The organism is Desulfotomaculum defluvii, assembly GCF_054657375.1.
Genome location: NZ_BAAHYV010000007.1, coordinates 1,166,626 through 1,190,626, shown reverse-complemented (window position 1 = coordinate 1,190,626; position 24,001 = coordinate 1,166,626). Strand labels below are relative to the sequence as shown.

The following is a 24,001-nucleotide window of genomic DNA, read 5'->3' as shown; positions in this document are numbered from 1 at the left end:
TTCACTTATTCTCCCTCCATTTGATAAGCCAGATACTGCTGTTTGATCTCCCGTGCCTTGCCCTGTGCAACAGGAACAGACGAAAGGGTCTGTAAAGTCACCCGATGATTTTCAATGGTATCCACATACTGCATATTCACAATGTAGGAGCGGTGGGTTTTGATGAAACGCCCATAGTTCAGCAGATTATCGCAGACGGAGGAAAAGGGTTCTGTGCATTCGATTACCTTACCGGAGCGCAGGTGATACAACACATTTCTGCCGATGACCTCGGCAAAAACCAAATTGGAGATCAGTATTTTTTGAATTCCTTCATTACTCTTTACGATAATCGCATCCTCATTTCTTTCCACTTTTATCTGCTCCAGCATTTCGTCAAAGGTGAAGAATAATTTCTCCTTCGATATAGGCTTTAATACATAGTTAATTGCTTTCACCGAATAGCTTTCCAAAGCAAACTCAGGTGATGAGGTAAAGAACAAAATCGGCGCGGTTTTGTCAAAAACACGGATTTCCTTTGCGACATCAATGCCCATAAAGCCCGGCATAATGATATCCAGACAGTATATATCAAACCGCTTTCCTTTTTCTAAGGCCGAAACCAAATCAAATCCGTTTGGAAAGACGGCGTATTCGCAGTTTAGATGATTAGAAGTTCGGTACAGGTCTATAAGCTGTACCATATTGGATAGCTCGTCAATATTGTCATCACAGACCGCAATCTGCAGCACAAGCATCCCTCCATTTCTTTATTATTCTATTTCTCCATGATAAATTTACCATAAAAATCGAATATCCAACACCATGTTTCATGTCGAAAAAATCATGTTTCATGCAGCGGACGGTTTTTTCGGGGGAATTTCTGATAGCTTGAGTCTGTGAAACAAAATTTCTAAAGGAGGAACAACATTTTGAAAAAACGATTTATGGGCATACTGCTCACCTTTTGCATGGCTCTGACCATGCTGCCGATGACTGCATATGCATCCCATCCCAACAACCCCACACCGAAAAACGGCTGGTACTATCTTCGGTGCATGGGCAACTATCTCAACCTTGACGCAAACGGCAACGCGGAACTGCGCGACAAAACCAACACCCCGGAAGGAAACACAAAGTGGCTTCTGCGCGGGCGTGGTAACGCATATGCTTTGGAGACGGTGGACGGCAAGCGTTTGGGCATATCCAGCATATCGAACGGTGCTCGGGTAAAGGTGTTGGCAAATGACCCGGATAACCCTTTGCTGAGCTGGCGGCTTTGCGGCGAAAATAAACCCAGCAAGGATATTTGCAGCCTACGCCCAGTTGATAATCAAGATATGTTATTGAACGCCTCCGGTCAAAAAAAGACGGATGGAACCGCGATTATTTTATGGAACCATATAGACAAATGGGTTTGTCCGAGCCACCCTGTCCCTGACGGGCCTGAACATAGCGAGTTCCGGTTTATCCCCGCAGGCAACCCCTCCGCAGGCATCGCAAAAGCACCTGCCACCGGTTGGTACTGTCTGGAAGTGTTCAACGGCAACAACCAGCGCACGCTAAACATAGATGCCTCGGGCAATGCGGAATTGAATCGTTGGAACCCGTCCACAGAGGGAACAAGGGAATTCTACGTGGAAAACAAGGGAAACAATCAAATAACCGCCAGAATGAAGGACGGAAGATATCTGGGCATCGCCGATCCCATAACGGACGGAACACGGGTAAAGGCTGTGAGCAGTCCGTATCTTTGGAACGCCTACAATGAAAACACCGCTGGCTTAAACTCAAGCTACGAACGGTGTAGCCTGCGACCTCCCGCTGCCACTAAGCTGGTAATGAACGCCTCAAATGAAAAAAGCGACATCGGAACCCCCGTTATCCTGTGGACAGAAACGAACATGAACGCCCCCAGTCATGCCGAGTGGACGTTTACCGTTTTAAGAGAAGACCAAATCCCGAACGTGCAATTCTCAACGAAACCTACCCCGGTGCCGGTCACACCAGCCGCGCCCACAGTCACCGCCACGCCAAGCAAGACGAGTTTTGTTATGAACAGCAAGCCCGTATCCGTGACAGCGGCGTACACCATAAATAGCACCAATTACTTGCAGCTTCGCGCAATCGCTGCAATGTTAAACGGCACCGCTTAACAATTCGACGTGGGCTGGGACGGACAGTATGTCGTGATTGAGCCCGGAAAGTCATACAGCGGTGCGGTTACCGAAACCAAGCTCCAAAAGACAACGAATGTTAGGCAGAGCAGCACGAAGTTCAAGCTGAATGGCAAGATCCTTGCATTTTCAGACGCCCGACTGATTGCCGGTGATACCAATTACCTCCAGTTGCGTGAGTTTGCACAAAAACTCTCCGGCACAGCATCACAGTTCAATATGTATTGGGACAACGTGGCAGGTCAGGCAGTCATCCAGCCCGGCGTGGCCTATACGGGATCAGCATCATAGTCATTATCAAAGCGGCGCAAAACCATGACACAGGGGCAAACACCTTCCTTGAGTCTCATCTGACCTATTATTAAGAGCATCTCATTAAAGTAATACCCTTTGTACCAGCGGCGGGGCAAGAGCTCCCTTTACCTGCCGGGTATACATGCTGCAAAATGGACAGACAAAATTGTGATCTGTCTGTCCATTAAAAAATAAACAAGGAGGAAACGAATATGCTGCCAACCTTCATCGCAATTGCCGCAATTGTTGCGGTCATTGTTCTATGGATAATTTCTACGCAGCGCAAACTGGTAGTGCTGGATGAGAATATCAGCAATGCCATGAGTCAGATCGGGGTGCAGCTTTCGAGTCGTTTTGATGCCCTGACGGCTCTTTTGGATTTGACAAAGGGCTATGCCAAGCACGAAAGCGAAACGCTGATTGAAACAATCAAATCAAGAAGAAGTGTAATTACGGCAAAATCCACACCGGATGATGTGCTGCGCCAAGAAGGGATTATTTCCGAAGCCTTGGGCAGGATTGCCATGGTGACGGAGCAATACCCCGAATTAAAGGCAAACCAAACTTATATCAAAGCCATGGACGCGGTGCAAACCTTTGAAAACATGGTGCGCACCAGCCGCCTGATTTACAACGACAGCGTGACGAAGCTCAACCGTGAAATCCGAATGTTCCCGGTCTCCTTTATTGCCGGGATGTTAGGCTTTAGGCAAAGAGACTATCTGGAGGAGCAGGCGGCCAAGGCGGATATGCCAAGCATGAAATGAGGTGCTTTATGCGTAAAAGAGTGAGCGGCCTAATTCTGTGCTTTGTCCTGCTATTTGCCCTCCCTCTCCCCGCTTTTGCAGCGAATCAGGTGCATACCATGGATATTCAGGCTGTCCTTTACGAGGACGGCTCCATGCACATCACCCAGAACTGGGAAGGGCGCTTTGAGGAAGTAACAGAAAGCTATATCCCCATGAATGCGCCCGATTATCTGACCATCAGCGAGCTTACGGTCTCTGACCAAAACGGTATCTACGATACCGTGCCGGATTGGAACATTGACTGGAGCTTTGAGGAAAAGGCAAGAAAATGCGGTATTCATGATACGGACGGCCCCCGATTTGATAATAACCGCCCGGATGTGAACGACTACATCCGCTCGTATCAGCGCAGCATTGAGGAACTTGAAAAGCTGGTGGCTGCATTCAAGACGGTGGCCTTTCTGGAAGCACCGGAGCAGTCCATTGGTCTTGGTGCAGTGGGGGCACAGGCGGTACATACAACCACTGCACCTCCCGCCGATGCCATCGAGGAAATCAAAAAATACAAAACACTTATGGAAGAAGGAATCATTTCTCAGCAGGAGTTTGACGCAAAGAAAAGGCAACTGCTTGGAATTTGAAGAAAAACGCTATATCTGTGGAAAGAAGGGGACTGCATGACTTACGCCTGCGAGGACTGCGGCTTTCTGTTCTACCGGGCAGGAGAGGTAGAGGAATGCCCCTCCTGTGAGAAAAACCATATTCGCTCTGCCACCAAAGAAGAAACCCAAAGGTTACAGACACTTCTGGAACAAGGAAAACCAACTTTATTTAAGGAAGAACAGACTCTATGAACAAACGATTGCTAAATATGTTTCTTGTGCTGTGTATGGTATTGACTATGCTGCCGGTTTCGGTAATGGTGGTAGTCACTGTCACCAGCTATAACGTGTGGTAGGCAGCACGCAGGTGACCAGCGAGAATAAGGACGCTATCACCGGCGCAGTAATTACAGGAACAGGTGTTAGAATATTTATCCACCTTACAAGGTGTCATGTTTGATCAGTTAAATGACCTGAAAAAAAGAAAATCATGGACGCATATGTCCATGATTTTAGGGTTTTTCCTGATAAAATTGATACTTAACTAAAGCTAAACATTTGTGCGGATAATGGTGGTGTCGAAGGCGGGACTTGAACCCGCACGGTGTTACCCACACGCCCCTCAAACGTTGGATATGTTGTCCCAACCTTGCAACGCCCTATAGTAAAACTTAGGTGTCCAATAATTGACACCTAAAGGTCAATCGGACATAAGGGAATTAGTTGTTGTTGACTCGGTGGAAACGTTAACCCTTGGAATATAATGTGTCAAGTATTATGACTTGACAATAAACAAGCGGTAGGGCGTCCGAATCTGTCCACCCCGACGAATTTTCACTTTTGAAAGTTAACATTATGTTAGTATTCTACGGAACGGTTTCCTAACAATAAAACTATTAATAATAAGGGAGATATAGAAGGTTATTGTTTGAGGTACATTTACGTTCCAGTAGGGGACATTTGCGTTCCATAATGACTAGGTTCTAGTTCCTTTAAGGATTGGGCAAAGCCCCGAGAGGTTAAATAATACGTCGCATAAGGATAATAATTAACTAACGATACCATAACATTCCAAGAAGCGATTAACAAGTTCCTTGACGAACTCCTATCCCAAGGCAAGAGCAACCTTACCATTACCAACTACCGCATTGACCTAAACAAGTTCGTCGAATGGCTTGGCAAACATGACCCCCACACCACCCTCGCCACCCTCGGGGAAATAGGTAGAGTAGTAATAAAAGATTACGCACAATTTTTGAAAACTTCGGGTGAGTTCGCGCCTTCTACCGCCAACTGACGTCAAAACTAAGTCAATCCAAGCCCAAAACGAAGTTAAATGGCTTACACGTCCCGAGGTAAGCAAGCTATTCCACGCAATCGAAACCGCGCCCCGGGAAGGTAAGGAAAAGAAAGCCCGCGACAAGGCGATTCTTTCAATCTTGGTGAATTGCGGCTTACGCGTTTCCGAACTGGCAAACCTACGCACCGCCGACGTTGACCTTGGCAACGGTATATTGACTGTATTTAGCGGCAAGGGCGATAAGCTCCGTAAGGTTCCATTAGGTAAGGCAACCGTCAAAGCCGTCAATGAATATTTAGAGCAACGGAAAGACGCCGAAACCGATTACCTTTTTACGTCCAAACGTTCCCCCAAGCTGACCGATCGGGCGGTTCAACACTTGTTTGAACGCATATCCAAGACCGTAGGTTTCGAAGTTACCCCGCATATGTGCCGTCATACCTTTTGTAAACAGATTGCCGACAAGACCGGGAAGTTGGAAGTTGTTGCGGACTTGGCGGGGCATAGCAATATTGAAACTTCTAGGCGGTATGTTACGCCAAGTATGAAGGAATTGAAGAAGGCAGTGGAGGACGTTGAATTTGACGTTTAAAATACTTTATTCCTATAAATAAAAAATATGGATTGTGGAAGAATAAAATAAAGACTCAATTAGGAGGAAAAAACTTGAGACAACTAACACCAAGTGAAGTTATTCAACTTAGAGAAATGCTTCAAATGGAAAGTAACGCTTTGGCTAAAAGTAAGGCTACGCTTCCCTTAATTACTGATGATGATCTACGGAGAGAAGCCGTAAACGGTATGCAAGCAATGGATGCAAGGGTTAGGGGTTTACAGCAGTTTATTGTCGAGAATGAAATAATTAGGACTGAGGGGGTACATTAATATGCCTTCATTGTTTGGTGGACTTATGGGCGGTGACGCTGAACATGGTATTTCCAATGAAATAATTGCAAACGATATGCTAGCTGGAGCTAAAGCAGCAGCACAGGGTTATCTTAATGCAACACTTGAATCGTCAACTCCAGAGTTAAAGAATCTTTTTAGTAGTTATGTAACTCAAGTATTAAATGGACAACAAAGTACAAGTGAATTAGCCCTAAAAAAAGACTGGTATCGTCCATATAAGCCTGAACAGGAACAATTACAGGAAACATTCCAGTTTTCACAGACAATAACCGAAGCACATGCTTAAAAATTTCTATCGATTAATATTTATAACATAAGGCATGAAAACTAAAATATTGAGAGTAGGAAAACCTTATGCTATATAAACCCCTAGATACTATCTGGGGGTTATTAATATAGTAAGATCTTTATAAAAAGCCGTCGTCCGATCTAGCAGGACATTCCAATATTGACGTCACACGGTGAGGCTGCCTATCGCAGTCTTTATCCTTGCTTACTGCAAGTCGTCGCAGACACCACGCTCTAGCTGTGCACATTTCGTGGTTCCCTGTAGCCGGCATACATATCCAACTGACATTTGTGATGTTCATCAGTACGACTAACGGACATCAATCTGCGACTTGCCTGTTAAGCGGTGTAGGCAGGGGTGACATTTCAACCCTCAGATGCGTTAATAGGTTCGTGTTCCTCAACCGCCCCATGCTCAGCCTAGAGACTCATCTTGGCGTAACCGCTTCGCCGCAAGCCCCATTACCCACGGACTTCGTCACCTTGCCAGTGCCGGCAAGTCACCGCCGTTTCGGCTCACCTCTTCTCACAGCAGAAGAAGGGCATGCCTGTAAAAAAAAACTAGACATGCATTCCAAACATGCTCAAGTAACTTGTTCCAAACAGGAACTCAGTTATCTGGGCGTACTATAGGTTATATCCGTAACCCAGACAGCATTAGGTGCCTTCGGGTTGAAATGTCTATTAAGGATGTTTTTGAGCTTGTCATCAAAATCTGGATCTATAGTTGTTTTTGTGTAGGGGCGTACCCATATTGCTTTTATTCAGCAACATCGGAACGAACGTATACTTCCGAAGCCCTTATATTAACGTCTGCAATTTCAAGCGAAAAAGCTTCCTTGGGGCGAATACCAGTGTCAAGTGTTAGTAAGAACAAAGCATAGTCCCTTAACCCTGCATAGGTTTTGCAATCAGGTAAAGTAAGTAATCTCCCAAGCGTTTCGGCATCCAAGTTAACAACCCGTCCTTCGTCCGTGCGCTTTTTTAAATCACTCATCGGGTTATCATCGTATACCCCTTCCCTTACACACCAATCAAAGAATTGTTTTAGATAATTCCGGCGAATATTATAGGTTGCGGTCTTAATATCCTCACCCATGAAGGCATATAAGGATATTTTCACGGTCTTAGTGTTATACGCTTCCGGGTGACGTCTGTAGAAAAGACCAATAACGTCCTTATGCCCCTGCAAGGTAATTTCCCTTAACCCTTCGGCTTTTTTCCACATAAGGTAAAACTGAAGTGCTTCTTCCCATGTTGAGGGAACATTTTTCTTAGACTTTTTTACACATGCCATAAATAAAAAACTCCCTTCGCTATTTTGATTCGACAAATAGCAAAAGGAGCAATCGTGTAAGGCTGGCGAACCCCAAAAAGGTACTCACGTCTGCATAAAAAAACATGGGTTTGAGAATTGCTTGACAACTTCTCAAACCCACGTTTTTAAAGGCTTCTGGTGTCGAAGGAGGGACTTGAACCCTCACGGTGTTACCCACACGCCCCTCAAACGTGCGCGTCTGCCGATTCCGCCACTTCGACAAGTCTTAATCGCAAGTGTTATTATAGCATATCAAAAATAACTGGGCAAGAACTTTGTTAAAAGAAATATTTTTTGTGTCGATAAATTATCTCTTTATCAAAGTGATAAACATCACCTCGGGCCAGTGATTGGCATCATACCTGGAGGTGCCTTTTTTTAGTAATCTTATTACAAGAGATAACTGGAAAGGGTGGTAATAATGATGGAGAATAGAGATAAATGGATGAAAAGACGCAGGGAGTTAATGGATTGGTGTGGTCAGTGTGTAGGTTTTAGGGCTAAGGGTTTAGCCTTGCCGACAATGGAGGAAGGACACGTTTGCCAGCCTAATGAAGCTTGTCCGAAACACTGCCCCGGGTTTCAGATAGATTTCGATGAGATTGCTCAGGAACTGTCTGGGGATGTTGCTGAATTAGCTGTAGAAATGCAAGGGGAAACTGTGGAGAACATTCCCACCGATAAACCAGCCCGTGCAGTACACTGTAAGAACTGCGGTAGATCAGACGAGAAAGGTTATCTGATACCGGTGCAACATGCAGGGGAAAGTACATGGATATGTACCAGGTGTTTACCAAGCTTAATACATGGTTAAATAATAAATGCAGGGTAGAGGCCCTGCATTTATCATTTGGTAGAAATTATATATTGCAATTCTAGGTAAAATGGTTCAAAATGAATATGTTTGCTTATTTACATTTTGTGAATTATAAGAAGTGGGGAGTGATACCCTTTATGAGAAAATACGATGTAATTGTTGTGGGTGCTGGTCCAGCTGGTATATTTACCTGTTATGAACTGATGCTAAAGGCCCCTCAACTAAAGGTTTTATTAATAGAAAAAGGTCGCAATATTTATAAGCGACATTGCCCTATCCTCGAAAAGAAACTGGTTAAATGTCCACCACCAACCGTTAAAAAAGAGCATGCAGGATGTATGCCTGCCTGTGCAGTAACCAATGGTTTTGGTGGGGCCGGTGCCTATTCTGATGGAAAGTTTAATATTACTACGGAGTTTGGCGGTTGGATGACTGATTACCTAGCACCCTCAAACGTTCTTGACCTTATTAAATATGTAGATGAAATTAACCTTAAGCATGGTGCAACTACGGTGATTTCTGATCCCACAACCCCTGCGGTTAAAAATATTGAAAAACTTGGTCTGGGTGCTGGATTAAAATTACTGCGGGCAGAGGTCCGTCACCTAGGTACTGAACAAAACTTGGAAATTTTGAAGAGTATCTTCGAGACTTTAAAACTAAATATCGATATGGAATTTGAGACGGAAGTTGAAGATATTCTAGTTGAAAAAATGGTTGATAGTAAATATATTAAGGGAATTGTAACCAAAACAAAAGAGGAAATTTATGCCAATAACGTTGTTGTTGTACCGGGTCGTGACGGCTCAGAATGGTTAGGCAGTATTTTTAAGAAGCATGATTTGGAAATGACCAACAACCAGGTGGATGTTGGGGTTCGTGTAGAGACTATGGACACCATCATGGAAGAAATTAATGAGAATCTATATGAAGGTAAGTTTATCTACAGATCCTCTACAGGTACCACCGTAAGAACTTTCTGTAGTAACCCATCGGGACATGTGGTTATAGAAAACCATAGTGGAGTTATGTTAGCAAACGGACACGCTTATAATGACAAGAAACTGGGTAGCAGTAATACCAATTTTGCTTTATTGGTATCTCATAAGTTTTCCTATCCCTTTGATAAACCAATTGAGTACGCCAAGTCCATTTCTCGTCTGGCCAATGATTTATCAAATGGAAGTGTGTTGATTCAGCGTTTTGGGGATATTCTAAAGGGGCGTAGATCTACCGAGAAAAGAATTCAGGAAGGGTTTGTGGAACCAACCCTCAAGGAAGCTGTACCTGGCAACCTAAGCTTGGTCCTGCCCTACAATACTATGAAAAGTATTATCGAGATGATTCAAGCTTTAGACAATGTGACTCCTGGTATTGCATCTGAACACACCTTGTTATATGGAGTGGAAGCTAAATTCTACTCTTCTCGCCCTAAACTGAACGATAAGTTTCAAACAGAGATTAGTGGACTTTATGCCGGTGGCGATGGTGCGGGGATTACCCGTGGCTTGGCCCAAGCTGGTGCCTGTGGTGTGCGGATAGCAAGGGATATTGCGGAGAAGTTGATATAAGGTCATAGGTCACTGGTTTTGTTAATAAACCAGTGACCTATTTCATTTTGTTAAAAATAATCCTCTGTTATATCTTTACCCAGTTGCCTTAAGCTATTGATTAAGTCGCGAATGACGTGGTGTTTATAGGCATAAATGGCTGGAACATCATTGCAGTACAGAGCTTCATTTTGTGCTCTACCCACCATAATATGAATTATATCGGCACTTCTTAAGAGAGCTGTGAGCCGACTGGCACCATCCTTGCCGGCCTTTAAATCCTTTAGTTTGGTATTTGCTTTAATATGTTCTAGGGTTCGAACTAGAGTTACGGCACCTTCGGTAATTAGGTCAATACCTGGCAGCATGCCCACAGGGGGGATGCCTTCCTCCACAGAGGAAACATCCACAAAGACCTTTCTACCCAGTACACGTGCCACAATTTCACTAGTTGTTCCACCACAAATCACCTTGGCCCCGGGGGCTTCCATCAGCTTACGAACCACCATAAGGTCGTCTTCACTATTTTTGGGAGGGCCAATTAGCAAGGTTACATGAACCGGGCGTTTTACCTTCACAGCCACCACTGTCGCATCGTCCCCTGGTTCTTCTCCATAAAGGGTGTTGCAAAGATGGGTAATTTCATTGGCCCATTCGCAGGCGGGTTTTTCCACAGCATAGGATTCTTCAATAAACCTACCCATGCGATCCCAACCCCAGCGTACGTTCATATGCCCTCTGATTCCAGCATTGAGAACTCCGTCAGAGGTCAGAACCAGCCAGTCCTGTTCATCTACTTCAAATTCGTATTCTAATATTTTTTTGCCAGCCACAGTCCTTTCCTCATGTCGGGGGTTAAATAATGTGTTCTGGTTGCCGATAAAGACACCAGGGTTATCATATTCAACTAGGTTTAGTTTACCATTGTTTTGCACCTGCAAAATGGAGAAGGTGCTGTAAGCCGCGTTAATTACTTTATCAATGGGTAGAGTTTTAGCCACCGTATCGATGACTTCATCAATATTCCCACCCATACGAAGCATGCTGGCTGCTGTTTTGGTAGTGAGGCGGGAGAGGATGTTGGCCTTAACCCCACTGCCCAGTCCATCAGACAGAACTACAATATTTGCCTGCTCAGTGTGCACAATTTCCACACTATCCCCACAAAGTTCCTCACCATATTTTTTTAGCTGCGATACACCAATATCTAAACTTATTTTCACAGGGGCACACCTCCCCTAAAGGTCTTCTTGTCGCATTAGCTTTATTAATTTACCCAATTGGACTTTTGTCTCTGCCGTGGCTTCCCCTAATAATCCGGCTATCTCCTGGGCCACCATCATTTGTTTTTCAATGACTTCTTGGGCCTGTTGAATAGTTTGACTCTTCATCAATTCATATTGTTCCCTTTGCTTCTTCTCGGAGGTTATGTTGACAAAGATTCCTACCACCACATCCGTTCCCCTAACAGGAAAGAAAATCTCTTTAGTTACGATACCCAGATTGGGGTAGGCGCTGGTGGCATTCATCATTTTACCGCTTTGCATTACTTTCAAGAAATTGGTAGCTGGCATCAGAGTCAAAATCCTTTGTCCCACTACTTCCGAGGCAGTACATTTAAAGAGTGTCTCTGCAGCAGAATTTATCTCCAGAATATCTAAATCTTTGCCCACCACAATAATGGCATTGGGCATGGCAGAAATAACTAAGTTGGACATGGACTCGGCTCTTTTTCTCATATAAGGAATACACATTTCTACTTCGGCCTTACCCTGAAATACAGCCACGGCTTTATCTCGACAAGAATTATAGCCGCAATTGCCACAGTTAAATTCCTGGTCTGGGGAGTGTTTACCCGTTCTAGCTAAGATAATCTTAATTTCTTCTTCACTGGGGTAAATTTGTTCCACTTTACGGTTGGTAAAATCTCGTTTTAAGGATATTTCCGGCAAACGAGAGTTGTCAATTTCAAATACACATTCACCCGATGAGTTGTAATACTGTAAAAGTTTACGTTGTCGCATAAATTGGCTCTCTTCCAGACAGAGAGATAAGGGACCATTAATACAGCCACCTTTACAAGCCCAGAGCTCCATTAACTTAGGTGGGTTTATGATCTGTCCTTGACCCAGATGTTTAATAAATTCAATACAGCTATCTAAGCCAGAAATGGTTAGGAAGTTTTCACCGGCCTGTTGAAGTTCTTCTGCCACTGCCCAAATCACACCACCCTCCACGGGGTAAATGCGGTTGTGACAGGGAGAAAAACTATCAAAATTTGAAGGAGCTAGTTCTTCCACAACCACTTCAGAATCTTGAACCCATTGCCAAAGATCTTGGAAGCCAATGAAATAATCGATGCTATCCTTTAAACCCAAAAGCTGTGCTTCATCTCGTTTGGCAGCGCAGGAACCAATATAAACCACCTTAGCCTGGGGGTTTAGGGACTTAATTACTCTACCCTGGGCAATCATGGGCGAAACGATGGGAGCCAGCAAGGGAATAAGTTCAGGGTAATGTTTTTCAATTAAATTAACAATTACGGGGCAGTAACTAATTAAACGGGGGTGTTCAAAACCCATATCCAGATATTCTTGGGTTACCAAACTTGCCCCAATGGAGGTTTCCTGAACCTCACTAAATCCCAGCTTTCTTAATAGGGAGGGCATGAGATCCGGTTCCTTTAAAGGCAGGGAACCCACAAAGGAAGCAGCTATCACAGCGATGACAGGATTTCCTTCGGCTAATAGTTGTTTAACTTGTCTAAGATCAGAAACAGGCTTTTTGGCCTTCTGGGGGCAGGCCAGTATACACTGTCCACAGTGGACACATAGTTCATCAATAACTTGGGCGTGAAACTTACCTAAATTACCGGTATTCATTTTTACTGCTTTCAGATTACAAATCCGTACACAACGGTAGCAATCACGACAATTCGCTCCGGTATATATTAACCCCATGCTTACACCTCGCTTTTTCAAGATAAAAATAATAGAAGGCCTTGGGCCATGAGCCATGGGCCTTGGGTTTTAAGTAAATGTTTTGGCCCGTAGCAAACGCTATATTTTCATCAGTGGCTTTGTGTTCGAGGTTCCTGGCCAATTAATATTGATTTCAACTTAAAACTAATTTCTCCTTTATACCAAGCTGAATTAAAGCTTGTATTCCCATGGGCAGAGTGGTAACATAATACCATGGAAACGATATTTGTTTTAATAGTTTACCTAAAAACTAGAAATACCGATAAGGGGCGATGATAATGAAGAAAAAGCCAATTGCACTTATTCTAGTAGCTTTATTGGGGTTGGCCGGGTTCTTAGGTTTTCAGCATTTGGAGAACCAGGAGGAAGCCTCGATAACTGCCAGTGGGACCCTTGAAGTAACCAAGGTGGAACTTAGCGCTAAGCTCCCTGGAACCATTGGAACCCTTTCGGTAGATGCTGGAGAAAAAGTTAATAAAGGTCAACTGGTTAGTCAAATTATTAGGAATGATCTGGTTGCTCAGAAGGAGCGGGACGCATTGGGTGTTCTCAAGACCGAAGCTCAATTAAAGGATCTTACCTCTGGAGCCAGAGAGCAGGAGATCAACGAGGCTGACTCCTATGTAAAAATCGCTCAGGCTGCCTATGATAAGGCACTGGTTGATTATCAAAGGGGACAGACCCTATGGCAAGAAACAGCTATCTCCCAAGAGCAAATAGAAAAGCTGCAAACGGATCTGGTGATAAAAGAAAATCAACTGGCGTCTGCCAAGGCGAAGTTAAGTTTGGTGGAAGCAGGTAATCGGCCAGAAACGATAAAAGCTACCCAGATGGAATTGGAACGTTCCCGGGCAGTATTAAAGGCCTCCGAAGCACTTCTGGCAGATACCAAGGTTTTTTCTCCCATTAACGGAACTGTATTATCAAAGAATCGTGAGCCAGGGGAATTTGTCCAGGCTGGAACATCGCTGGTCACAGTGGCTGATTTAGCAGACATGTGGCTAAGAGTTTATCTGCCCACTGATGATCTACCAAAAATAAAACTGGGACAAAGGGTTTATTTTACCGTTAGCGGCAGCAGCGTAAGGTATCAGGGTGTCATTGAAGAAATTGCTTCCCAGGGGGAGTATACCCCGAAAACAATCCAAACCCAAAAAGAGCGGGCAAATATTGTCTATGGTGTGAAAATTCGGGTGAGTAAGTCAGATGGCAGCCTAAAGCCAGGTATGCCCGCCGATGTAGTTTTTGAATAGTGGGGTGGGGCAATGATAATTCTTCGGGAATTAGTCAAAAGTTTCGGTCCCATCCAAGCTGTGACCAAGGTCTCCCTGGAGGTTCAAACCGGTGAAATCTTTGGTCTGGTGGGTCCCGATGGGGCTGGCAAATCTACTCTAATTCGGATGATTTGCGGACTTATTACACCTGATAGTGGTAGTGTGGAATTGTCTTTGCCGGAACCAACGTCAGAGCGAGGTGCCTTTGGCTATATGCCCCAAAAATTCAGTTTATACGGTGACCTTACGGTAGCTGAAAATATTGATTTTTTTGGTGCTATGTATGGGTTGAATCGCCAGACTATTCGGCAGAGATCTGAGGAAATTTTGCAACTGACTAATCTTCTTTCCTTTAAAGGAAGACTGGCTGATAATCTCTCTGGTGGCATGAAACAAAAATTAGCCCTAACCTGTGCACTGATTTCTAGACCTAGCCTATTGGTGCTGGATGAACCAACCTATGGGGTTGACCCGGAGTCTAGAAAGGAGTTCTGGAAAATCCTATACCAACTAAATAAGACTGGCATGACTATTTTAGTTTCCACCCCCTATATGGATGAGGCAGAACTTTGCCAAAGAGTGGGTTTTATGAATAATGGTCAACTGGCAATAGTTGATGCACCTGCAAAGTTAAAGGGCAATTTTCCCTACAAGGTTCTGGAGATAAAGGCCGCTACCAGGGAACCGGAATTATTCAATCAAGTAAGGTACGTATTGGATGCCAATTTCTATGGCTATAAATATCATGTTGTGGTGGAAGATGTGGCAGGTGCTATAAGGGAGATACGTTCCTTGTTAGCAGAACGTAATATTCCTTTGGAGTCCATTGGCCAGGTAGCACCCACCATGGAGAATGTTTTTGTGACCTTGGCGGAAGGGGTGGTTTAATGGATTATGCGGTGGAAACCTTTGAATTGACAAGGACCTTTGGTAACTTTACCGCTGTAAATAAGTTAACCATCCAGATACATCCCGGTGAGATCTATGGTTTTCTGGGGCCAAATGGTTCGGGAAAGTCTACCACCATAAGGATGTTGTGTGGCATATTGGAGCCCACATCAGGCAGCGGTAAGGTACTGGGCTATGATTTAGCTCGGGAGGCTGAGGAAATTAAAAGCCGCATTGGTTACATGTCCCAAAAATTTAGTCTCTATGATGATTTAACGGTTCAGGAAAATCTGCTTTTCTATGCCGGACTGTATAGTGTGCCGTATCGGCAACGGAATATGAGAATTAATGAGATGATAGAAATGGCTAATCTTAGTGGCAGGGAAAGGGAACTGGTAGTCAATTTAAGTTTGGGCTGGAAACAGCGTTTGGCTCTGGGTTGTGCCATTCTTGCCAAACCCGCCATCTTATTTCTGGATGAGCCCACCAGCGGTATCAGTCCCACCAGTCGTAAGATGTTTTTTAATACCATACAACGGCTGGCCAATGAAGGAACCACTGTCATGGTCACAACTCACTTTATGGATGAAGCCGAGCGCTGTAGCAATATCGCCTTTATATCTGAGGGGAATTTGATCGCCAACGACACCCCGGATAACCTGAGAAAGTATATTTTGGCTGGGGTCATGGTGGAGGTAGTTGACGAAAATCCCATGGATAAACTTCAGGATCTGGAGGGTTTACCCTATGTTAAGGAATGTTCCGTGCATGGTTCACTATTGCATGTATTGCTCCAGGGTGAGGAATATATACCACAGCTCCAAGGGCAGACGTCTGGAGTTGTCAGGAGAATTACTCCTTCCTTAGAGGACGTCTTCATCGCGTTGTCCAGTCAAAGAAAAGGGGGGAAGACCAATGAGTAGAATATTAGCCATTTTGTATAAGGAATTTTTACAAATGAAAAGGGACCGGCTAACCATTGGTTTAATTTTTATGCTTCCCCTAGTACAGCTACTGCTTTTTGGTTACGCTATTCAAACCGAAGTCAAACACATACCAACGGTGGTTTTTGACCAATCCCTATCACCCGAGAGTAGAGAACTATTAGAGTCCTTTCAGGCCTCGGGTTATTTTGAAGTTACCCAGGTGGCTGCAAATTATGACGAAGTAACCCAAATGATAGATCAAGGTATCGTAAAGGTTGGGGTGATCTTTCCACCGGATTATGCAAAGAATGTTAGAAAAGGAGAAACCGCACAGGTACAGGTGCTGGTGGATGCCACTGACAGCATGGTTTCCAATTCAGCCATTGCCACTGCCAATGCCATTGGGCTCATCGAATCCCAGAATGTTATTATAGAAAAAGTTGGCCAATTTCAACCAGCCTACGATATTCGAGTAAGACCCTGGTATAACCCCGATGGCATTACCGCCTATTATATGGTGCCAGCTATTTTGGGGATTATTGTTACCATGACGATGGTTATGATGACCTCAATGGGGATAGTCCGGGAGAGGGAGCGGGGGACGTTGGAACAACTGATGGTAACTCCCATTAAATCCTATGAACTGATGATCGGAAAAATTATCCCCTACATCGTATTGGGCTATCTGCAAATTACCGTTGCTTTGTTGGTGGGAGTTCTGGTTTTCGATGTTCCTATCCGGGGCAGCCTATTGCAGCTTTATTTATTAACCTTGTTCTTTATTACTGCTTCACTGGGTATTGGTGTTCTAATATCTAATATTGCCAAGACACAGATGCAGGCCATGCAAATGTCCTTTTTTGTTCTACTGCCTAGTATTTTACTATCTGGTTTTATGTTTCCACGGGAGGCCATGCCTGTTATTATAAAATACCTCAGTAATCTGATACCTCTTACCTATTACCTAACCATCATCAGAGGAATAGTTTTAAAGGGAATCGGCTTTTCCTATTTGATACCACAGGTAGTTTCTTTATTTATTTTTACAATGGTACTGATGACAGTGAGTATCTTAAAATTCAAAAAGAAGATTGTCTAGTAGTATAGGGGGGGTTGGATGGATACGCGGGAAAAGATTATTGCCCTTTTCAGTATGTTAGCAGAGGAAAGAGGCTTTTACGGGGCTACGGTGGATGAGCTGGCAGCCCGTAACAATATGAGCAAGCGAACTATTTATCGCTATTTCAAAAGTAAGGAGGAAATCATTGCAGCAGTGTTGCAGCAGTTTATGATGAAGACCGAGAAAGAGGTGTTCCAGGTACTGCAAAATACGGATAATCCCATAGAAAAAATTACCCTCTTTGTTAAACTAATTTCCGAACGTGTAAGAATTCTATCACCTAGGGTTTTAAGTGAGCTGCAGCGGCATTACCCGGATATTTGGGAACAGGTGGAGCAATTTCGGGCAGAAAAAATTAAGTATCTGATTCAAATCATATTGGAGGGTAGTAAAGAAGGATATTTTAAAGAAATTAACCCCACCATCGTTACAGCATCTCTTTTAGCGACGGTCCGGGCAGTGGTGAACCCAACCTTCGTAGTAGAGAATAACCTGACCATTGAAGAAGCCTTTAAAACAGTTATGCATACCTTTTTATACGGGATTGTGTCAGCAAAGTATATGGGTAATTTACCGCAATAAATAAAAGATCTGTTGGACAATGATTTATCGCTCTTTTGTAGATAGTGGTAACGGCACGGGGGTCGTTCCCCTACAAGCTGGTGTTGTGCTTATTATCTGTAAAATGAAAATAAAAGAAGTGTCGCAAGCTACTGAAAAGCAGTTTTGCGACACTTCTTTTTGTTCTATGGTCGGAGCGACAGGAGTTGAACCTGCGACCTCTACCACCCCAAGGTAGCGCTCTCCCAAACTGAGCTACGCCCCGATTGATAATGTTTTGGCAACGACAAAAATCATTATACCAAACAGTGGTTCATAGGTAAAGAAGTTTTTTTGAAAATTATCTGAGTCATCAGCTTTAAGATAACTCTTGGAAAGGCATCGACATCAGTAAAGGGATCTATTAGCCATTTTAGGTATCTGTAGTAAACTTACGGCTCATGGCACAAGGCCAATAGGCTTACTCCTCTTTAGCATACAAGTAATGATAAACCTTTTGGTTCCAAAGGACTCGTCGGATATACTGCCTAGTTTCCATAAAAGGAATTTGGTCAATTGTCTTTCGTTCGCCAGTCCAATGTTGTTCATTTAACCATTTGGAAACATTACCCCGTCCAGCATTATAGGCTGCAATAACTAAGACTGGGTCGCCTTTAAACTCTGTAAATAAATCTGATAGGTACCAAGTACCTAGGCGAATACTGGTTTCTGGGTTGAATAATTTTTCTGGCTGAAGGGATCCGGTACCCATTTGCTGTGATATCCAGTTAGCTGTGTTTGGCATTATTTGCATAAGTCCCCGGGCACCCTTGGGAGAAGTTGCCTGGGGGTTAAAATTACTTTCGGTTTTAATAATAGCTGCTACCATTAATGGATCCAAATGATTTACTGTGGTGTAATGATAAATTAATTCCTGATGTTCAAAGGGGTACCATAAACGTCCAATCTCTTTGTGACTAAACCACAATAGCATAAGCAACAGCAACAGCAGGAGTCGCCTTTTAAATCCTTTAGCTTTTTTTCTTCGTAAAATCACCATGATCACTCCTGCAATTTAGCTTTTAGCCTTTAGTTTTTGTGCCCTTTACTCTTTCGTCATCTTTGAATAGCTTTGGCTATTCAAAGAGGCACTTGCTCCAAACCATCGATAACTATACAACAGACCGAGGTCATAAGCTAAAGATTCTTAAGTAAAAACATGCTTAAAAAAACCCAAGGCCCAAGGCTCATGGCTCAAGGCCAATTAAGCTGAAGGCTAATTTTATATTAATTATATACCAACAAATGGTTATTCATGATGGGTTATTAGGCTAGACCAAAGATCTTTTAATTTTTCTTTTACTCTTTCTGGCGAACTGGAATTATCAATAATTACGTCAGCAAATTTTATTTTTTCCTGCTGTGGCATTTGGCTGGCAATTCGACTTTTTGCTTGCCCCAGGGAAAGGTTGTCCCTTTGCATTAAACGCTCTATTTGTACCCTTTCGTCAACGGTTACTAGCCAAACCTGATCAACTTTTTTATGCCAGCCTACTTCAATGAGCAGTGGGACTTCTAAAACCAGTACAGAAGAAGGGTCAGCTTTACTAAAAATTTTAATTTGTCGATTTATCTCTTCCTCGATACGGGGATGTGTAATGCTCTCTAATTTTTTTCTGGCCTGGGTGTCATTAAATATAATGGACGCTAATTTATCACGATTTAAAGTTCCGTCCTCATTTAAAACACCCGACCCAAAGGAGAAAACAATCTCCTTTAGAGCCGGGGTATTAGGTAAAACAATTTCCCGAGCTATCCGGTCGGCATCGATAACCTTTGCTCCTAAACTTTGTAAATAAACGCCCACTGTACTCTTACCACTGGCAATGTTTCCGGTTAACCCAATAATCATAAACCACAACTCCTCAAACTGACAATATTTATTTTATTTTAAAAATACCTAATATAATTAGGATGCAGCCAGGGAGCATTGCTAATTGACGCCCCAGGGAACTGCAGGCGCAATATTTTCCCAGTATCAGCCCACAATAGGTTAGTAAAATGTGTCCTAAGCCAACCACTGCAGCTGTTAAGGGGATACTAAAACCAAACATCGATACAGCAAAGCCTGCGCCAAATGCATCCATAGCCAAGGCTATACCCAGTAACATAGCCTCATGGGAGGAAATGACACCGGATTTATCCAGGTCGGCCTTGGCAGGTTCCCGAAGAATTTGAATTACTAAGCCCAGTGATTTAATTCGGATTTGCATGACTGTCCGTTCGATATCCGATAAATCGTCGGGATTTTCTTTTCTGTTGTCCTTTATGGATTGAATAAGAATCCAGATACCTACCAGTAGCAAAAGAATGCCACCCAGCCTGTGGGCAAAGTTTGGTGAAACCAATTGTGAAACCATTTGTCCTGCTGTCATTGAAAATACAATGGTGATAACAGACATACCGCTAATAATCAGCAGCGACAAAAATGGAATACGAATTTTTCGTATCCCATAGGCTACCCCAGTGCCCAGGGCATCCATGTTTAAGGCTAGGGCAAAGGCAACCAAAGCGAGCAATTCCATGACTTCCCCCCCAGTCGATTATCTTACAATACAGTCTATGAGGGGGTATAAAAAGGGGTGCGTGCTACTATTTGGCTTTTTGGCAGGAAGGACAGTAATAAGAACTTCTCCCTGCCACCTTTATTCGTTCAATAGGTTTGCCGCAATTAAAGCAGGGAAGACCTTCACGGTTATAAACCCTCAGATGGTTCTGAAAGCTACCGGTGCGACCTTCGCCGTCAACATAATCACGAAAGCTGGTGCCTCTATGGAGAATACCTTCCGAGATCACCTCAACAATGGATTTGTGCAAGTTTGCAGCTTCCCGGGTGGTTAAATTGGGGGCTAATCGTTCGGGATGAATCTTTGCTCGATGCAAAGCCTCGTCTACATAAATGTTTCCTAAACCAGCAACAAAGCTCTGGTCCAGTAGCAAGGGTTTAATGCGGGTTCTTTTACGACGGAATTCTTTCTTTAAATATTCTCTACTAAATTCTTCGTCCAATGGTTCTGGCCCCATGTCTTTTATGCCGGGGAAATGATCTACCTCAGGGGTAGGAACCAGACTGATGCGACCAAAACGCCTTACATCGGCAAACCTTAAATGTTTTCCATTATCCAAATGAAAAATGACGTGGGTATGTTTTTCCATGGGATATTCTGCAGCACAATAAACCAATCTGCCGGTCATTCTAAGGTGAACAACCAGAGTTAATCCCTCTGTTAAATGAATAAGAAGGTATTTGCCTCGACGACCCAGTTTTTTTTGAAACTTTCGGCCAATAATTTGTTCCATAAAGTTTTCCGTTCTGGGTAAACGGATAACCTCTTCTTTGATTAAATCTACATCAGTAATTGTTAGGCCTGATAAATGTTTTTCTAAGGAGCGAACTACAGTTTCTACCTCCGGTAGTTCAGGCATTTGTCCACCTCCAAGACAGAGGACTACTTAAATTGGTTTCGCTTCGTACCAATTTACCCCAAGCTTAATATCTACAACTAAGGGCACATCCAGGGTTAGAGCATTCTCCATACATCTGCGAACCAGTTTAATCAAGGTTTCAATTTCGTTTTCCGGAGCATCGAAAATTAATTCGTCATGGACTTGTAAAACCATTTGTGAAGAAAGATTATGGGCTTTTAATTCCTGTTGTATTTTGATCATTGCTAGCTTTATGATGTCCGCAGCGGTGCCTTGAATTGGTGTATTCATGGCAGCCCGTTCGCCAAAGTTACGAATATTATAGTTTTTGCTATAAAGTTCAGGTAGGTAACGTCTTCGATTCAAAAGTGTACTGACATAACCAACTTCCTTTGCTTCTCTGACAACTCGGTCAATGTATTGTCGCACACCAGGGCAGCGAGCAAAGTAGTGCTCGATATAGCCCTTGGCCTCGTTGCGGGTAACTTTTAAGTCCCTGGCCAACCCAAAATCACTGATACCATAAACTATCCCAAAGTTTACCGCCTTGGCCTTGCCACGCATCTCTGAGGTGACTTGATCCATAGGTACGCCAAAGACTTCTGAAGCCGTCCGAGTATGAATATCCTGGCCCTGACGGAAAGCATCTAAAAAGCTTATATCCTGAGACATATGGGCAAGGACTCTTAATTCTATTTGAGAATAATCCGCTGTCAAGATTAGGTTACCCTTTTTGCGGGGAATAAACACCTTGCGAATTCTTCTGCCAGTTTCCAACCTTATGGGGATATTTTGTAAATTTGGTTCGGCACTGGATAACCGTCCGGTGGCTGTGACAGTTTGATGAAAGGTCGAGTGTAGCCGTCCGGTTATCGTGTCTATCAATGCTGCCAAGCCATCGGCATAGGTGGACTTTAGTTTAGTCATTTGCCGGTATTCCAGAAGCAGTGCAACAATGGCATGTTCTTCAGCAAGTTTTTCCAGTACCTCTGCATCGGTGGAGTATCCTGTCTTGGTCTTTTTTAAGACCGGCAGCTTTAGTTTTTCAAACAGAATGGGACCTAGCTGTTTGGGTGAATTGATATTGAAAGTTTCTCCAGCCAGATGATGTATCTTGGCAGTCAGATTTTCCGTTACAGCTTGTAGTTCCGCAGACATTTCCTTTAGCCCTTGTTTATCAACGGCTACTCCAGCAATCTCCATTTTTGCCAAGATACGCACCAAAGGTAATTCCACTTCTGTGAGTAACCTGTCTTCTTGACGCTCTGCTAATTTATCATAAAGTTTCTGAGCTAGCTGTCGAATTGCTTCTGCCTTGGCCGCCTTTGCAGTTTCCCCTTCGGCGGGAAGGACCATACCTAGGTGTTCCAAAGCAATATCGCTAATATCGTAGTTGGCTGCGGTCGGGTTTAGCAGATATGCTGACACCATTGTGTCTGCAGCCAAGGCTTTTAGAATAATACCATGGTGATGCAGCAACCAGAGGGCTTGTTTGGCATCATGGAAGTACTTTTTGACGGTAGCGCATTCGCAGATGGCCTTAAGTACCGTCAGGGAGAGATCTGAAGTATCTGAATCAACTTCTATAACCAACCTGTATACGTCCTGGTCTGCCAGGGCCAAGTAAGCTTCTTTGATTCCTTTTTTCCGATCTCCCTCTAAGTAAATAGCCACTTTACCCTGTCTGGTCACCTCAATTAAGATATTATCCAGAGTCTCCTGATCCTTTGCGTTTAAATAACCCACCTGGTAAGTTTTCAACGGAGGTAAATCTACCGAATCTGAATTATTCTCTGCTGTTTTGGTCGATTTCGGGGCGGTGGTAAGTTGTTTGATTAATGTTTTAAACTCTAGTTCTTGGTATATTTCCAAAAGTTTCGCATTGTCCGGGCCGTGCCAAGAACACTCAGATAAATCCAAATCCATTGGGACATCTCGTATAATGGTGGCCAATTTTTTAGAAAGCAGTGCAATCTCTTCATTTCCCCGCAATAACTTTTGATGTCTCGGGGAGAGATTATCCAGGTTATAGATGATATTTTCTATGGATCCGTGTTCTTTAATAAGGGTACTGGCGGTTTTTTCACCAATTCCTGCAACACCGGGAATGTTATCAGAGGTATCACCCTGGAGACCTTTTAAATCAACAATCTGTTCTGGGGTAACGCCGTATTTATCCCATACTTTACCTTCGTTGAAAAGTTCCGTTTCTGTAATACCCTTGCGTGTTAGCATAACCTGTGTCTTTGGTGAAACCAACTGCAAAGCGTCTCTGTCGCCGGTAAGAATTAAGACCTTAAGGCCTGCAGCTTCGGCCTGGGTAACTATGGTACCTATTAAATCATCGGCCTCAAAGCCATCCATTTCATAATAGGGAATTCGCATGGCCTTTAGCACATCACGGGCTAGAATAAATTGAGGACGCAGTTCATCGGGAGTAGCCTTGCGGGTTCCTTTGTATGCGGCATAATCCTGGTTGCGAAATGTGACCTTGCCTTTATCAAAGGCAACAGCAACTAGGCCTGGTTCTTGCTCATGTATCACCTTTGTAATCATGTTGGTAAAACCATAAACTGCGTTGGTAATAACCCCTTTGCTATTGGATAGCAGGGGAATGGCATGAAAAGCCCTGTGTATCAAGCTGTTGCCGTCTATTACAATCAGCGTATCAAGGGACAAAGTTAGCACCTTCCTTATTTAGCATCTTTAGTATTTTCCTCGGAAAAGTTCAAAATACCTTCCCCCAGTGTTAATTTTACTGGATAAGAAAATTAGGAAGGGTTTTGGGGGTACTCTCTAGAAA

General features: G+C 43.6%; 25 protein-coding genes and 2 tRNA genes. 16 read left to right on the top strand and 11 right to left on the bottom strand.

Annotated features, from left to right (window positions below):
- Positions 1-5: 5 nt before the first annotated feature.
- Positions 6-737: a LytR/AlgR family response regulator transcription factor gene (locus ACYQ03_RS12920; RefSeq protein ID WP_459910341.1), complete on the bottom strand. Its 732-nt coding sequence runs from the start codon at positions 735-737 to the stop codon at positions 6-8.
- 174 nt (positions 738-911) lie between these two features.
- Here ACYQ03_RS12920 and ACYQ03_RS12915 point away from each other — a divergent pair, with 174 nt between their 5' ends.
- The 9 genes from ACYQ03_RS12915 to ACYQ03_RS12875 all read left to right on the top strand — a co-directional run bounded on the left by ACYQ03_RS12915 (position 912) and on the right by ACYQ03_RS12875 (position 6,296).
- Entirely contained in the window at positions 912-2,135 is a 1,224-nt protein-coding gene (locus tag ACYQ03_RS12915; protein WP_459910340.1) for a hypothetical protein, read from the top strand.
- A 33-nt stretch (positions 2,136-2,168) separates the two neighbouring features.
- The gene (locus ACYQ03_RS12910; protein ID WP_459910339.1) at positions 2,169-2,447 is read left to right on the top strand and encodes a hypothetical protein; all 279 of its coding nucleotides are present in this window, start codon (positions 2,169-2,171) and stop codon (positions 2,445-2,447) included.
- Between the two features lie 215 nt (positions 2,448-2,662).
- Positions 2,663-3,217, top strand: coding sequence for a LemA family protein (locus tag ACYQ03_RS12905; protein WP_459910338.1), 555 nt, complete (start codon positions 2,663-2,665; stop codon positions 3,215-3,217).
- A gap of 8 nt (positions 3,218-3,225) precedes the next feature.
- Complete coding sequence (locus ACYQ03_RS12900) at positions 3,226-3,840, top strand: SHOCT domain-containing protein (RefSeq protein ID WP_459910337.1); 615 nt, start codon at positions 3,226-3,228, stop codon at positions 3,838-3,840.
- Between the two features lie 36 nt (positions 3,841-3,876).
- Positions 3,877-4,053 carry a hypothetical protein gene (locus ACYQ03_RS12895; RefSeq protein ID WP_459910336.1) on the top strand — a complete coding sequence of 59 codons (177 nt, stop codon included), beginning with the start codon at positions 3,877-3,879 and terminating at the stop codon, positions 4,051-4,053.
- Between the two features lie 811 nt (positions 4,054-4,864).
- Entirely contained in the window at positions 4,865-5,098 is a 234-nt protein-coding gene (locus tag ACYQ03_RS12890) for a site-specific integrase (RefSeq protein ID WP_459910812.1), read from the top strand.
- Positions 5,070-5,693 (top strand): tyrosine-type recombinase/integrase, encoded by a 624-nt coding sequence (locus ACYQ03_RS12885; RefSeq protein ID WP_459910335.1) that lies wholly within the window; start codon positions 5,070-5,072, stop codon positions 5,691-5,693. Before ACYQ03_RS12890 ends, ACYQ03_RS12885 begins: the two co-directional genes overlap by 29 nt.
- A 74-nt stretch (positions 5,694-5,767) precedes the next feature.
- Positions 5,768-5,986 (top strand): hypothetical protein, encoded by a 219-nt coding sequence (locus ACYQ03_RS12880; RefSeq protein ID WP_459910334.1) that lies wholly within the window; start codon positions 5,768-5,770, stop codon positions 5,984-5,986.
- A 1-nt stretch (position 5,987) separates the two neighbouring features.
- Positions 5,988-6,296, top strand: a complete 309-nt coding sequence (locus tag ACYQ03_RS12875) for a spore coat protein (RefSeq protein ID WP_459910333.1) — start codon at positions 5,988-5,990, stop codon at positions 6,294-6,296.
- A gap of 762 nt (positions 6,297-7,058) precedes the next feature.
- On the opposite strand, the gene ACYQ03_RS12870 is transcribed toward ACYQ03_RS12875, so the two are convergent.
- Complete coding sequence (locus ACYQ03_RS12870) at positions 7,059-7,595, bottom strand: tyrosine-type recombinase/integrase (protein WP_459910332.1); 537 nt, start codon at positions 7,593-7,595, stop codon at positions 7,059-7,061.
- 157 nt (positions 7,596-7,752) lie between these two features.
- A tRNA-Leu gene (locus tag ACYQ03_RS12865) sits at positions 7,753-7,837 on the bottom strand.
- Between the two features lie 200 nt (positions 7,838-8,037).
- Here ACYQ03_RS12865 and ACYQ03_RS12860 point away from each other — a divergent pair.
- Positions 8,038-8,430, top strand: a complete 393-nt coding sequence (locus ACYQ03_RS12860) for a hypothetical protein (protein ID WP_459910331.1) — start codon at positions 8,038-8,040, stop codon at positions 8,428-8,430.
- Between the two features lie 140 nt (positions 8,431-8,570).
- Positions 8,571-10,004 (top strand): NAD(P)/FAD-dependent oxidoreductase, encoded by a 1,434-nt coding sequence (locus ACYQ03_RS12855; RefSeq protein WP_459910330.1) that lies wholly within the window; start codon positions 8,571-8,573, stop codon positions 10,002-10,004.
- A gap of 50 nt (positions 10,005-10,054) precedes the next feature.
- Here ACYQ03_RS12855 and ACYQ03_RS12850 read toward each other — a convergent pair whose 3' ends face one another.
- Together ACYQ03_RS12850 and ACYQ03_RS12845 are read right to left on the bottom strand one after the other, a co-directional pair.
- Positions 10,055-11,206 (bottom strand): SpoIIE family protein phosphatase, encoded by a 1,152-nt coding sequence (locus ACYQ03_RS12850; protein ID WP_459910329.1) that lies wholly within the window; start codon positions 11,204-11,206, stop codon positions 10,055-10,057.
- A 15-nt stretch (positions 11,207-11,221) separates the two neighbouring features.
- Positions 11,222-12,943 carry a [Fe-Fe] hydrogenase large subunit C-terminal domain-containing protein gene (locus ACYQ03_RS12845; protein WP_459910328.1) on the bottom strand — a complete coding sequence of 574 codons (1,722 nt, stop codon included), beginning with the start codon at positions 12,941-12,943 and terminating at the stop codon, positions 11,222-11,224.
- A gap of 299 nt (positions 12,944-13,242) precedes the next feature.
- Between ACYQ03_RS12845 and ACYQ03_RS12840 the strand changes: the two genes are divergently transcribed.
- Genes ACYQ03_RS12840 through ACYQ03_RS12820 form a run of 5 tightly spaced genes read left to right on the top strand, consistent with a single transcriptional unit; the run spans position 13,243 to position 17,754 of the window.
- On the top strand, positions 13,243-14,217 hold the full coding sequence (locus ACYQ03_RS12840) for an HlyD family secretion protein (protein ID WP_459910327.1): 975 nt from the start codon (positions 13,243-13,245) through the stop codon (positions 14,215-14,217).
- Between the two features lie 12 nt (positions 14,218-14,229).
- The gene (locus tag ACYQ03_RS12835) at positions 14,230-15,126 is read left to right on the top strand and encodes an ABC transporter ATP-binding protein (RefSeq protein ID WP_459910326.1); all 897 of its coding nucleotides are present in this window, start codon (positions 14,230-14,232) and stop codon (positions 15,124-15,126) included.
- Positions 15,126-16,049 (top strand): ABC transporter ATP-binding protein, encoded by a 924-nt coding sequence (locus tag ACYQ03_RS12830; protein WP_459910325.1) that lies wholly within the window; start codon positions 15,126-15,128, stop codon positions 16,047-16,049. The genes ACYQ03_RS12835 and ACYQ03_RS12830 overlap by 1 nt, the downstream gene beginning before the upstream one ends.
- Positions 16,042-17,151, top strand: coding sequence for an ABC transporter permease (locus ACYQ03_RS12825; protein WP_459910324.1), 1,110 nt, complete (start codon positions 16,042-16,044; stop codon positions 17,149-17,151). The genes ACYQ03_RS12830 and ACYQ03_RS12825 overlap by 8 nt, the downstream gene beginning before the upstream one ends.
- Before the next feature lie 18 nt (positions 17,152-17,169).
- The gene (locus tag ACYQ03_RS12820) at positions 17,170-17,754 is read left to right on the top strand and encodes a TetR/AcrR family transcriptional regulator (RefSeq protein WP_459910323.1); all 585 of its coding nucleotides are present in this window, start codon (positions 17,170-17,172) and stop codon (positions 17,752-17,754) included.
- Positions 17,755-17,921: 167 nt separating this feature from the next.
- On the opposite strand, the gene ACYQ03_RS12815 is transcribed toward ACYQ03_RS12820, so the two are convergent.
- The 6 genes from ACYQ03_RS12815 to polA all read right to left on the bottom strand — a co-directional run bounded on the left by ACYQ03_RS12815 (position 17,922) and on the right by polA (position 23,877).
- Positions 17,922-17,998: transfer RNA gene (locus tag ACYQ03_RS12815), tRNA-Pro, on the bottom strand.
- 195 nt (positions 17,999-18,193) lie between these two features.
- The gene (locus ACYQ03_RS12810) at positions 18,194-18,769 is read right to left on the bottom strand and encodes a lytic transglycosylase domain-containing protein (protein WP_459910322.1); all 576 of its coding nucleotides are present in this window, start codon (positions 18,767-18,769) and stop codon (positions 18,194-18,196) included.
- Positions 18,770-19,021: 252 nt separating this feature from the next.
- Positions 19,022-19,624, bottom strand: coding sequence for a dephospho-CoA kinase (gene coaE / locus ACYQ03_RS12805; RefSeq protein WP_459910321.1), 603 nt, complete (start codon positions 19,622-19,624; stop codon positions 19,022-19,024).
- Positions 19,625-19,652: 28 nt separating this feature from the next.
- Positions 19,653-20,297, bottom strand: coding sequence for a sporulation membrane protein YtaF (ytaF, locus tag ACYQ03_RS12800; protein WP_459910320.1), 645 nt, complete (start codon positions 20,295-20,297; stop codon positions 19,653-19,655).
- Between the two features lie 67 nt (positions 20,298-20,364).
- Positions 20,365-21,198: a bifunctional DNA-formamidopyrimidine glycosylase/DNA-(apurinic or apyrimidinic site) lyase gene (gene mutM, locus ACYQ03_RS12795; protein ID WP_459910319.1), complete on the bottom strand. Its 834-nt coding sequence runs from the start codon at positions 21,196-21,198 to the stop codon at positions 20,365-20,367.
- Positions 21,199-21,225: 27 nt separating this feature from the next.
- Entirely contained in the window at positions 21,226-23,877 is a 2,652-nt protein-coding gene (gene polA, locus ACYQ03_RS12790) for a DNA polymerase I (RefSeq protein WP_459910318.1), read from the bottom strand.
- Positions 23,878-24,001 lie beyond the last annotated feature (124 nt).

Excerpts from the sequence above, each read along its gene's own strand:
- ACYQ03_RS12920 (WP_459910341.1), bottom strand. The coding sequence starts at position 737 with ATGCTTGTGCTGCAGATTGCGGTCTGTGATGACAATATTGACGAGCTA.
- ACYQ03_RS12905 (WP_459910338.1), top strand. The coding sequence starts at position 2,663 with ATGCTGCCAACCTTCATCGCAATTGCCGCAATTGTTGCGGTCATTGTT.
- ACYQ03_RS12900 (WP_459910337.1), top strand. The coding sequence starts at position 3,226 with ATGCGTAAAAGAGTGAGCGGCCTAATTCTGTGCTTTGTCCTGCTATTT.
- ACYQ03_RS12895 (WP_459910336.1), top strand. The coding sequence starts at position 3,877 with ATGACTTACGCCTGCGAGGACTGCGGCTTTCTGTTCTACCGGGCAGGA.
- ACYQ03_RS12875 (WP_459910333.1), top strand. The coding sequence starts at position 5,988 with ATGCCTTCATTGTTTGGTGGACTTATGGGCGGTGACGCTGAACATGGT.
- ACYQ03_RS12870 (WP_459910332.1), bottom strand. The coding sequence starts at position 7,595 with ATGGCATGTGTAAAAAAGTCTAAGAAAAATGTTCCCTCAACATGGGAA.
- ACYQ03_RS12860 (WP_459910331.1), top strand. The coding sequence starts at position 8,038 with ATGATGGAGAATAGAGATAAATGGATGAAAAGACGCAGGGAGTTAATG.
- ACYQ03_RS12855 (WP_459910330.1), top strand. The coding sequence starts at position 8,571 with ATGAGAAAATACGATGTAATTGTTGTGGGTGCTGGTCCAGCTGGTATA.
- ACYQ03_RS12845 (WP_459910328.1), bottom strand. The coding sequence starts at position 12,943 with ATGGGGTTAATATATACCGGAGCGAATTGTCGTGATTGCTACCGTTGT.
- ACYQ03_RS12840 (WP_459910327.1), top strand. The coding sequence starts at position 13,243 with ATGAAGAAAAAGCCAATTGCACTTATTCTAGTAGCTTTATTGGGGTTG.
- ACYQ03_RS12835 (WP_459910326.1), top strand. The coding sequence starts at position 14,230 with ATGATAATTCTTCGGGAATTAGTCAAAAGTTTCGGTCCCATCCAAGCT.
- ACYQ03_RS12830 (WP_459910325.1), top strand. The coding sequence starts at position 15,126 with ATGGATTATGCGGTGGAAACCTTTGAATTGACAAGGACCTTTGGTAAC.
- ACYQ03_RS12825 (WP_459910324.1), top strand. The coding sequence starts at position 16,042 with ATGAGTAGAATATTAGCCATTTTGTATAAGGAATTTTTACAAATGAAA.
- ACYQ03_RS12820 (WP_459910323.1), top strand. The coding sequence starts at position 17,170 with ATGGATACGCGGGAAAAGATTATTGCCCTTTTCAGTATGTTAGCAGAG.
- coaE (WP_459910321.1), bottom strand. The coding sequence starts at position 19,624 with ATGATTATTGGGTTAACCGGAAACATTGCCAGTGGTAAGAGTACAGTG.
- ytaF (WP_459910320.1), bottom strand. The coding sequence starts at position 20,297 with ATGGAATTGCTCGCTTTGGTTGCCTTTGCCCTAGCCTTAAACATGGAT.
- mutM (WP_459910319.1), bottom strand. The coding sequence starts at position 21,198 with ATGCCTGAACTACCGGAGGTAGAAACTGTAGTTCGCTCCTTAGAAAAA.